The sequence below is a fragment of the Shewanella sp. ZOR0012 genome, from assembly GCF_000798835.1.
Lineage (GTDB): Bacteria > Pseudomonadota > Gammaproteobacteria > Enterobacterales > Shewanellaceae > Shewanella > Shewanella xiamenensis.
In genome coordinates, this window is record NZ_JTLE01000094.1 from 2,365,846 (window position 1) to 2,376,154 (window position 10,309).

Genomic DNA, 10,309 nt, shown 5'->3' on the forward strand with positions numbered 1-10,309 from the left:
AGTTCACGCAGGGCGTAGGCTTTTGCAAAGGCAACAAAATGGGCATCAGAAAGTTCTGCTTTGGCCGCAGTTGCTTGCTGCAGCGCGGTTTTTAACTCGCTCAGCAGCGCGGTTTTATCGGCGGCGGCAAACAGCCAGCTTTGTGCCACGCTGCGTTGGCGATAGGCGTCATCGCGCGCGTGCTCGGGGTGATATTCTTCGAGCACTAAATGGAAGTTAGTGCCCCCAAAACCGAAGGAGCTGATCCCTGCGCGGCGCGGCGTATCGTCACTGCGTTGGATCCAAGGGCGCGCCTCGGTATTAAGATAAAAGGGCGAGTGGGTAATGTTTAATTTTGGGTTAGGCTGACTAACGTTAATCGTTGGCGGCAAGACTTTATGGTGCAGCGCCAATGCAGCCTTAATTACACCCGCTGTGCCCGCGGTGGACTTAGTATGACCGACCTGAGATTTAACTGAGCCTAAGGCGATATGCTGTAACTGCTCATTATCCTTAGATAATACTGAGGTTAAGCCATTGAATTCGGCCACATCGCCTGCGGCTGTGCCTGTGCCGTGGGCCTCAATCAAGCCAACGGTGTGCGGCGCAAAGCCAGCGTCATCATAGGCGCGCTCTAATGCCTTGGCTTGGCCTTCGGGGCGCGGCGCATAAATGCTCTTAAATTTACCGTCCGATGATGCGCCAACGCCTTTGATTACCGCATAGATACGGTCGCCATCGCGCTCGGCATCGTCGAGGCGTTTTAAGGCGACCATGCCGATGCCTTCGCCAATCATCATGCCCTTAGAGTCGATATCGAAGGGTTGGATTTGCTCGTTGGTGGTAAAGGCGGGTGTCTTTGAGAAACTCATATACATGTAAGGCGAGTTGTCGGTACAGACACCGCCGGTGATCATCATGTCGCTGCGACCTTCGGTCAGTTCGGTGAGCGCCATACGCATGGCGGCAAGCGAGCCTGCGCAGGCGGCGTCGACGACGCAGTTCATCCCACCTAAATCGAAACGGTTGGCGATGCGTCCGGCAATCACGTTGCCAAGGGAGCCGGGGAAAGAGTTTTCTTCCCAGTGGACATATTGATCTTGGAATTTTTTGATCAGTAGTTCGCTATCTTCATCGTTCAGGCCACTGCTTTTAAATACTTTTTTCAGCACAGGATATTGCAGGCGTGCGTTGAGGCTATGGCTTAGTTTTTGACCGCCGCCAATCCCTAGGGTGATGCCGATGCGGTCACGGTCGTAGTCGTCTGGCAGATTGGCATCCTGTAGGACTTCCTTGGCGACGACCAGTGAGAGCAATTGCGAGCTGTCGGTGAGTTCCAAAATATTAGGCGGCAGACCAAACTCCATCGGATTGAAGTCGACCTCAGGCATAAACCCACCGCGTTTGCAGTAGCTCTTATCGGCCTTGGACTTATCCGCATCGTAATAGTCATCAATCGACCAGTGGGATTCGGGCACGTCGGTGATGGCATCAATCTTGTCGCAAATTAAATCCCAAAACTTATTCAAATAGCGGGAGTTCGCAAAGATACTCGCCATGCCAACGATGGCGATTGGCATATCTTTTAATCGTTTATTCAGTCTCTTATCGGCTTTTTCATCGGTTGATAATTGAGGCTGTGATGGGGTATGGCTCATAAAGAGTCTCCACTGGCAAAGCGGCTGGCTGTTGCCTTATTAAGGGATTTAGCGATGGCTTTTGGGGTTTGCACACCAGGAAAGCGGGCTAAAAATGTGTGGTAGTTGCGCACCAGCAATTTACGCAGATGAAACGGCCCATCCTTCAGCACATAGGCGATGTAGCGATTGGCCGCTTGGGTGTTACTGTCTTGATAAATATCGATATAAATCCAATCTGTCTTGCTATCTATACCAAGGAGCACTGATTTAGGCTCGGCTTCGGTTAATTGCGGTGGCAGCGTTAATGACACCACTTGCACTACGGTGTCGCCATCTGTGCTTGGCAGTGCGAGTGCTTTTGCTAAGGTTTCGGAGTTAACCGTATAGGTTTGTACGTCGCTGCCTTGGGCAATCGGTAATTGATTAAAATACTGTTTAGGGACAAGTTCTTGATCAAACTCATCGAGGCGCGATACCCCGTAACGCTTAAGGCAGCGGGCTAACCCCGAGCGGGACACATTAGGGTTGATAAAGGTTTGCGTCGCTTTAAGTAGCCTATCGAGCGGCAGTTTTAGCTGATACCTCAGTCCCACCACCACATATTCTTCAATTGGAGTGAGGGTGGTATTGAGGTGATGTGGGGTATTCGGGCTGTCGTTCACTGACTCGCGCTTACGCCATTTACGCACTGTGGCTTCGGTAATATTTAAAATTTTGGCAAGCTGACTGACACTCAATTCAGATTGCTGAATAAAGTGGCGCATTTCCGGCGTGGTGGTGGCATTACGGTGCCTTGCCGCGTTATGGCGAGACTTTTTCTCTGTGCTCAATTTCTTTATACGAGCATTATCAGAAACTTGAGTGTCGACTTTTGGAAAACTCATACTTGTTAGTGCGGTCCCATCATTATTATTTTCACCCCACATAATCTATCGGGACTGCATGATATTGCCATTTTAACTGAGTCAACACTCATGCTTAAAAGAGGCTTAAAACCCGTGTTTTTGTGTGTTTTACAGTACACAGTGGTGATGCAGATTACCCTAGGTTTTTGCTCGATACAATCATATGGGACTTGAAATGGTTTTTTAATGATCAAATTGTTTTCGAACAAAGCAGCTAAATGCGATTTCATCAAAAATAGTTTTTAAAATTCAGTTGGTTATTGGTAAGGTTCAGATATTGTTCGTCAGCCGAGCAGAACTGAGTAGAATAGGGCTGCCGTTAAACTCAGGTGTTATTGAGATAACTTAATGAATATTGAGCTTTTTTTTATTCCATTAACCGAAATGGATACGGCCAGCACGAATGCGTGTATGGCGCTCTTAAGTGAGGACGAGCGAGCTAAAGTGGCGCGTTACCGGGCGCCCAAGGCACAAATGAATGGCTTATTGGTGCGAGCGGCGCTGCGCTGCGTCTTATCCCAAGGACTGCAATCTCGCGGTGAATCTTCACCTTACTCCTCCCAACGACAGATTGCGCCGCAGGACTGGTGTTTTGAATACGGTGAAAAGGGCAAACCCGGCCTCAGCCATGAGCAGTTTCTGTGTACTGGCATTGAGTTTAACTTAAGCCACAGTGGCGACTGGTTGTTGATTGCCTTAGGGCAAGACGATGACAAGGGCGCCGCCGCTAACACTGCGCAGCCCCGTTTAGGCTTGGGGGTGGATATCGAGCGCTCCCGCGCCAGCACTAATATTTACCCGATCCTTAATCATTATTTTTCCCCGATTGAAGCCGAAGGCTTATTAGCCCTTGAAGGTGAAGATGCGCAGCGGCAGCGCTTTTTTGATCTTTGGACACTCAAGGAGTCCTACATCAAGGCAACGGGGTTGGGCCTTTCACAGTCACTGAAATCCTTCGCCTTTGACTTAGCACCAAACAGTTTGCTGGCGGTTGATAATGGCGCGCTGCAAGCTGCCGAACCCCGTCACTGGGTTGAGCTCAAGCTACAAGAGAACTTTGCTTCACCGAGCCAAGCTATGCCCTGTTCTTATCTTCAACTCCCATCGCGTATTCCACTATATTCCAATATTAAGCTACTGATTGAACCTGAAACTGCTCAGGATGCCACAAGCTCCCATGCCCAACATTGGCGGAGTTATTTTGGTCGACTTGATGAGGAATATCGTTTTGGGCTCGGCTTGGTTGATGGTGACAGCTTAGTGCAGGATGACAGGTTGGAGAGGGTGACTATTTCGATGCAGCTAACCAGTATCACCGGATTACTGGCGGCATGCTCAGTCGTCTAATGTACTCAGTGGCGGATAAGGCTTTTGCTTGCAATGAGTCACTTTGAATTTAGATTACGGTTCTTTTAGCTGAGTTTGTTATTCCTTCCTTGATTATTCATTTTAGATTAAACCTCGCTCGCTATAGTCATGTAAGAGAACTCACTGATAAGGTTGTTAATGATGAAATTCAAATGCCTTTTGTCGACTAGCACTTTGCTGCTGCTCGGTGGCTGTGGCTACTTTGGTGGCGATGAAAAACAGCAATTAGAGCAGGCATGGCTTGCTCAAGATCCGCAACTGCAGCAAGTGGTTGAGCAAATTCGTAGCCGCGGACTCGATGTTGTGGCTCAAAGTGCGGCGGCGGGCACAGTGTCGGCCTGCGTGACAGAGAAACTGACGCAAGATCCCTTAGGTAAGTTAGTCAATGTCGAAGGTGCCTTAGTGGAGTCGGCCAAGGTGGCAGAATTACTCGGCGACCTACAGAAGCTAATGGAACAAGAGGTGAGTTTTGATCAAGTGGCAAGCTTGCTGCAAAAGGGCGCCGATGCCGCGGCCTATGCGAAAAACCTTATTGAGCAGCAAGGATTAGATCAAGCAATGCAAAGCCTTAAACAAATGGCACTGGCGAGTGAGCAATTTGCCCAGCAGGATTTAGGCGCGCATTTTCAGCAGTTATTACTGGAGTGTAAAGCTACTCCTGCTGCAACGACTTCTACAAACTAATCTTGTGTGAATTTCACATCCTCATCCTATAAAAACGCCCTGAATATTCAGGGCGTTGAATTATCTACTTGGTAATCGGCGGTAGTGGGACAATTTCAAAGTTGGCATCGAACTGGACTAAGGTTGACATAATTTTACCGAAAGCGGTTTTATCGCCTTCCAGTTTGGCACTGCCGTTAGCCAGCAAGTCTTTAAGGGTCGTTTTACCGAGTAAAATACCGGTAATATAACGCTTATCAATATAAAGATTGGTATCAGCCTCCATCGGCTTATCAACTTGAATATTGCTTAAATTACCATTGCTTAGCTCTACATAGAGCGTTTCTTTAGTGTCAGGATTAATCACATTAAGCCTTAACAGCCCAAGCTCAGCGGCCTTGATGCTATCGACTTTGACGGCGAGAAAGTCAAACAGGGTTGAGATATCCATTTCACCTAGAATATCAGCTGAGGCTGATTTAGGTGCACCGGGCTGGACTCCTGCGCGTAACTCTTGGGCACCCGTCAGATAAATATTGCGCCAGCCAGCGCCTTCGGCTTGATAACCCAGTTGTTCATAGGTATCGGCAAGTAATTGTCTGGCTTCAGTGTTATTAGGTTCTGCCATCACCACTTTATTGAGTGCGGTGGCTACAAAACGGTATTCGCCTTTGGCATAGTCGGTTTTGGCATGTTTAAGCACGGCGTTAGCGCCGCCCATATACTCAACAAATTTGGCGGATTCATCCTTTGTGGGTAGTGGGTTTAAGTTGGCCGGATTCATATCAAAATAGCCTAAATACATGTTGTACACGGCTTTAGCATTGTGGCTATAGGTGCCGTGATAACCATTGGTGTACCAAGTATCGCGCACGGCTTTGGGGATTGTGGTTTGAATCGCATCGCCAATATCTTGAATACCCACCCCATTATTGGCTAAACGCAGGGTTTGATTATGGACTAGGCCATAGTTATCCCTTTGCATTCTTAAGTAGGCGTTGACATCCGTATTACCAAACACGGGCGCGGAGTGTGCTTCAAACAGTACCTGCGCATCATCACCAAAGCGTGTTAGCAATGCATTGATATCTTTAGACCATTTGATGGCATCCCGTACTTTTGCCCCACGTAAGGTGTAAATGTTGTGCATGCCATGGTAGGTGAGTTCAGCCGTCCATAGGGCCTTCATTGAGGGAATATAGGTGGCCATTTCCGACGCAGCTTCTGTACCCGAGGCATCCATAAACACCATTTCGACACCATCAATAGTTAGCGTTTCCCATTTATCTTTACTGTTAAGGGTGATATCGGGTTTTACATAGGTGACTTCGCCTTTGGATAAGCCTTTGGCAAGTGCGGCATCGACAATGCCTTGCTCATTGCGCTCTAATGTGGCGCCATATTGATAGGCGGCGCGGCGGCTCATGGCATTTCCTGCGAGGACGTTTTCGTCAACAATTTCTTTGGTGATGTTATGGGAACCATAGACTTTGACGTTTGGAAACATGTCTTTAATGGCGCGGGAACCGCCAAAATGATCTCCATGGCTGTGGGAATAAATCATCGCGACCACAGGTAAATCATTGCCCTCTGGTAAATGTTTAAGCGCAAATTCAAGGGACAACTTTGCCGATTCTTTGGTGAGTAGCACGTCATACAGGATCCAGCCTGTTTTACCGCGGATAAGGGTTAAGTTGGCTAAGTCGGTGCCGCGCACTTGATAGATGCCGTCGGTGACCTTGTATAAGCCGTTAGACACCATATTCAGCTGGGCTTGACGATACAGTGACGGGTTTACTGTGTCAGGAGTTTTATCGCCAATAAAGCTGAAATCGGCCCGTAAAATCGCTGCCGTAGGTTCATCGAGTTCGGCGATAAGATTCTTCGAAAACGCTTCAAAGGCTTTTTTATCGGCAAAGTTAAGGGTGGCTGCTGTGGCCTTGTTCACCTCTATGGTTTGTTTGGTAGCAGGCTTGCCTTGATAGTGCAGGCTGATGTGTTCATGCTCGTGTTCAGCGGCGACTGCGCTTAAGGAGAAGCTGGCGAGAATACTGATTGTCATCAAAGATTTTTGCATCATTTTACCTACCGATAAGTGGGATTGTGTCGTTGATGGTTTGAGTATAGCCAGCTTGTATATTTAGATAACTCGAGTTAGCTTGGGTTGTAATATTTATCTTGTGAATGAGTGTTTTCCCTATGCCGACACAAAAGCCGTTAGATTTAAACTTATTACGTGTGTTTATGGTGGTTTATCGTACACGTTCGTTTACCCAAGCGGCGCAGGAGTTAGATTTAACTCAGTCTTCCGTGAGTAATGCCATTGGCCGATTGAGATCATGGGTAGGAGAGTCGCTGTTTACTCGGGTTGGGCGTGGAATTGAACCAACCGCAGTAGCTCGAGAGATGTATCGCAAGTTTGAGCAACCCATGGCCGATATCGAAACCGTATTACTTGGGTTTGAGCATTTTGATCCCCGCTCAAGCCAGCGGCGCTTTTATGTATATGCCAATGAGTCGGTTATTGAAACGCTGCAAGCAGGTGTGCAAGCTTTATTGTTGGATGCGGATATCGAAGTGATTTTTCGTGAGTCGCCGCCACAGGAGGCTGAGTTATATCGTGATATCTTGCTTGAGCGGGTTGCGGTGGCGATCGATATTAAACCCGCTCAGCAAACTTTGCTCTCAAGCAAATTACTCTTTACTGAAAGTTTAGTCTGTATTGCCAGTAAGCAGCATCCTCGTATTCATGGAGCCATTACTCATCAACAGTATTTTGAGGAGAAACACGTATTTTTAAATTTGCGGCGTTTTAATTTGACGGCGGGGGATTTGTTTACTGAAGGCGTGTTACCAAGGCGCAGGATGTACAGTGAACAGTCCTCTCTATTAAGTATGTTTGCAACCGTAGGTAAAAGTGAGGCGATAGGTATCGCCCCTTTACGTTATGCCAGTCAATACGCTGAAATGTTTGGCCTACAAATACTACCTATGCCACTAAAAACAAGACCAATTGATTTATATATGGTGTGGAGCAGTAAATATACCCAAAACCCGAGTCATCAATGGTTACGAAGCTTATTACTTAGTGCCAGTACCATGACAACAAATGAAAAAGCGCTGGTTCAGGCTCGTAGCGAGTGAATCAGCGCTTTTTGCGTGTTTATCTTATTGTTGTAAGAAGGTATCTATTACTGTCTGGCTAACCTGTGGCTTTCACCCGGATGCTCAAAGTCACTGCGGTAGGGGTTAATGTCTAAGCCGCCACGACGGGTGTAGCGGGCGTATACAGTTAACTTAGCACAGTGACAGTAATGTTTTAGGTCGACAAAAATTCGCTCGACACATTGTTCGTGAAACTCATTATGTTGGCGGAACGAAATCAAATAGCGCAGTAATTTTTCGCGATCGATTTTTGGCCCTTGATAACGGATCATCACACTGCCCCAATCGGGTTGAGAGGTAATTAAGCAGTTTGATTTCAATAGATTAGAATTGAGTGTCTCAGCGACAATCTGTTTTTCATCTGTGCTGTTTTCAAGATAATCAGGATTAAAATCATAATCACTGACTTCAATATCCAGATCGTCAATGCAAGTGCCTGGCAGTTCGACGACACGTTGAATTCCAAAACTTTTAGGCTCAATAATCTTAACGTTAACATCGCCTTGGGCACATTCACTTAGATCTTTAACTAAGGTTTTTTGCACCGCATCGAGATTGTCGAACTTGGTTTGATTAAAACTGTTTAAATACAGTTTGAAGGATTTTGACTCGATCAGATTTTGGCTTGCATGACTTAGCTGAATGTCGGCGATAGCCACCATAGGTTTACCCTTGGCATTTAGCCAAGACAGCTCATAGGCCGTCCAGATATCGGCTCCGTGGAAAGGTAAACTCTCCGCAGTCAGGTTGATAGCGTTACGGTTAAGTGAGCGAGGAACCCCTTGCAGCAGCGATGCATCATACTCGGCTTGGTAATCAGTAGCTTTACCTAAAGTTAAGCTCGCAAGTTCTTTTGCATCACTATAGGGATCGTGATTCTGTGTCATCAATACTGTTTCCATGTCAAAATAGGCGCACATTATACCCGAAATTGGATTGTGCTTAAGTGTCTTGTCTGCCTGCTCTCGATAAATTTTTGCAAAACTATCATCAGTCTTACCTATCAACTTTAGGCGAATTACCGCGATATTACCCGCGAGGTGAGCCATCTTTGTGCATTCAAGGAGAGTTTGATGAATCATCCGATGAGGCGGTGAGCTGGTTACCTGTTAAACGTGAACAAGTAGGCAGCTTTGCGAATGTTGAGCATGCACTTGAACTTAAATTATGGTCTGATATCAATTACTTCTATGGTGAGTATTTTGCGGCGCCCGTGCTATTTGATTCACCATGGGGCACAGGAGAATTACTACAGGTATGGAACGAGGTGGATTTTGACGCGTTGCAGCAAAATATTATCGGTCACTTAATGATGAAGCAAAAACTTAAGCAACCGCCCACCTGGTTTATTGGTTTGCTTGATGAGGGCGATAAGATGCTAACGGTGGATAATGCCGATGGTAGTGTATGGGTGGAAATCCCCGGCGAGCTTCCCTCTACCCAATTGGCGCCGAGTTTAGCGGCGTTTATTGAGGCGTTATCGCCACGTATCGCGCCGCCCGTGAAACATGAAGAATTGCCTATGCCAGCGCTCGAGCATCCTGGGATTTTTGCCAGCTTTAAACGTATGTGGCACAACCTGATTGGTAAGCGTTAAGCGCGTTGAAATGCAGCAAGGCCTAAAGATAGTAAACTCGACATGCATATCTAGCCTGTCGAGTTTACGCTTCAATAAGGCAAGGCTATTGATGATCCCAAGACAAGTTAGACACTATGCGGCAAGGTTCGCAGCGAAAGTGGAACATATCTAATAGCGGTTCATCGAGTTTCCAGTCGTGGCTGCCACAACGCGGGCAGAGGCGTGCCAGCTCAGATTGCAGATCCTGCCCTCCGACGCGATACAAATAATAGTAAGTGGGAATTTTAGTAAGGTATTCGATTCGGCCACGTAAGTCCCAACCTCGTCTAAATAAATCACTGTTTGGGCTCGATAATTCTTCTAGCGCTGCAAACTCTGCCTTAGTGGCGGCCGCCATTTGTAACTCATCACAGGCTTGCCACTCGGTTTGCCAGCGGATAACTCGCTTATGATCGCCATTAAAGGTCGCAGGGATTTGATACAGCGGAATAGGCAATAAGTTATCACCACTACGCAGGGGGGAACACATATGCACATAGCTAGTGTAGAGCAACTGCCAGCTGGGTGGCTCAGTGTTACTGACCTCAGAATTAATATCCTGACCGATAAACTTTTCACGTGGCGCCAGTAGTTTAGCCTCGGTTAATTCCGCCAGCGCTTTTTTCACCCAAGGGCTGTGGTAACGATGGGCCAAACTGTTTTTTTCCGGCGTGAGTAGACGTACTCGAAATTCGCCCTCATTAAAGGCTACGGCAAATTCGCGGCCGAGGATTTGACCATTAGCGCGATAGGCTTCGAGTAATTGATTGATGGCACGTTCTGCCGCACTGATGGTTGTATCGGCAAAGCATTCAAAGCGCAATTCGGTGACAAACATTAAGCGGATTTTCCTTGGGATTCGAGTTGACTGACACGTTGTTTCAGCTCGATAAGTTCATTTCTGAGTTGCATGATCTCGTTGTTTTTTAACGCGAGGGCCTGTTCAATGCCTTGTTGCAACTGGGCTAACT

Annotated in this window: 9 protein-coding genes; 4 read left to right on the forward strand and 5 right to left on the reverse strand. The window is 47.1% G+C overall.

Annotated features, from left to right (window positions below; genetic code table 11):
- Together L976_RS12030 and L976_RS12035 are read right to left on the reverse strand one after the other, a co-directional pair.
- The coding region (locus L976_RS12030; RefSeq protein ID WP_047540435.1) for a beta-ketoacyl synthase N-terminal-like domain-containing protein at positions 1 to 1,637 on the reverse strand (1,637 nt) is incomplete at its 3' end.
- Entirely contained in the window at positions 1,634 to 2,503 is an 870-nt protein-coding gene (locus tag L976_RS12035; protein WP_047540437.1) for a transcriptional regulator, read from the reverse strand. The genes L976_RS12030 and L976_RS12035, both read right to left, overlap by 4 nt.
- 369 nt (positions 2,504 to 2,872) lie before the next feature.
- Between L976_RS12035 and L976_RS12040 the strand changes: the two genes are divergently transcribed.
- A complete protein-coding gene (locus L976_RS12040) occupies positions 2,873 to 3,871 on the forward strand; it encodes a 4'-phosphopantetheinyl transferase family protein (protein WP_047537000.1) in 999 nt (332 codons plus the stop codon).
- A gap of 159 nt (positions 3,872 to 4,030) precedes the next feature.
- Positions 4,031 to 4,576 carry a hypothetical protein gene (locus L976_RS12045; RefSeq protein WP_047537003.1) on the forward strand — a complete coding sequence of 182 codons (546 nt, stop codon included), beginning with the start codon at positions 4,031 to 4,033 and terminating at the stop codon, positions 4,574 to 4,576.
- Between the two features lie 64 nt (positions 4,577 to 4,640).
- Here L976_RS12045 and L976_RS12050 read toward each other — a convergent pair whose 3' ends face one another.
- On the reverse strand, positions 4,641 to 6,632 hold the full coding sequence (locus L976_RS12050; RefSeq protein WP_047537006.1) for an alkyl/aryl-sulfatase: 1,992 nt from the start codon (positions 6,630 to 6,632) through the stop codon (positions 4,641 to 4,643).
- Between the two features lie 122 nt (positions 6,633 to 6,754).
- Between L976_RS12050 and L976_RS12055 the strand changes: the two genes are divergently transcribed.
- Positions 6,755 to 7,699 (forward strand): LysR family transcriptional regulator, encoded by a 945-nt coding sequence (locus tag L976_RS12055; protein WP_047537009.1) that lies wholly within the window; start codon positions 6,755 to 6,757, stop codon positions 7,697 to 7,699.
- A gap of 47 nt (positions 7,700 to 7,746) precedes the next feature.
- Here L976_RS12055 and queF read toward each other — a convergent pair whose 3' ends face one another.
- Positions 7,747 to 8,607 (reverse strand): NADPH-dependent 7-cyano-7-deazaguanine reductase QueF, encoded by an 861-nt coding sequence (queF, locus tag L976_RS12060; protein WP_037416675.1) that lies wholly within the window; start codon positions 8,605 to 8,607, stop codon positions 7,747 to 7,749.
- Between the two features lie 59 nt (positions 8,608 to 8,666).
- Between queF and syd the strand changes: the two genes are divergently transcribed.
- Complete coding sequence (gene syd, locus L976_RS12065) at positions 8,667 to 9,317, forward strand: SecY-interacting protein (protein WP_047537012.1); 651 nt, start codon at positions 8,667 to 8,669, stop codon at positions 9,315 to 9,317.
- 85 nt (positions 9,318 to 9,402) lie between these two features.
- Here the strand turns inward: syd and L976_RS12070 are convergent, their stop codons facing one another.
- Complete coding sequence (locus tag L976_RS12070; protein WP_047537015.1) at positions 9,403 to 10,176, reverse strand: Zn-ribbon-containing protein; 774 nt, start codon at positions 10,174 to 10,176, stop codon at positions 9,403 to 9,405.
- Positions 10,177 to 10,309: the final 133 nt, after the last annotated feature.

What these genes read in the sequence shown, in the direction of transcription:
- L976_RS12050 (WP_047537006.1), bottom strand. Translation starts at nt 6,632, where the DNA reads ATGCAAAAATCTTTGATGACAATCAGTATTCTCGCCAGCTTCTCCTTA.
- queF (WP_037416675.1), bottom strand. Translation starts at nt 8,607, where the DNA reads ATGACACAGAATCACGATCCCTATAGTGATGCAAAAGAACTTGCGAGC.
- L976_RS12055 (WP_047537009.1), top strand. Translation starts at nt 6,755, where the DNA reads ATGCCGACACAAAAGCCGTTAGATTTAAACTTATTACGTGTGTTTATG.
- L976_RS12035 (WP_047540437.1), bottom strand. Translation starts at nt 2,503, where the DNA reads ATGAGTTTTCCAAAAGTCGACACTCAAGTTTCTGATAATGCTCGTATA.
- L976_RS12045 (WP_047537003.1), top strand. Translation starts at nt 4,031, where the DNA reads ATGATGAAATTCAAATGCCTTTTGTCGACTAGCACTTTGCTGCTGCTC.
- L976_RS12040 (WP_047537000.1), top strand. Translation starts at nt 2,873, where the DNA reads ATGAATATTGAGCTTTTTTTTATTCCATTAACCGAAATGGATACGGCC.
- L976_RS12070 (WP_047537015.1), bottom strand. Translation starts at nt 10,176, where the DNA reads ATGTTTGTCACCGAATTGCGCTTTGAATGCTTTGCCGATACAACCATC.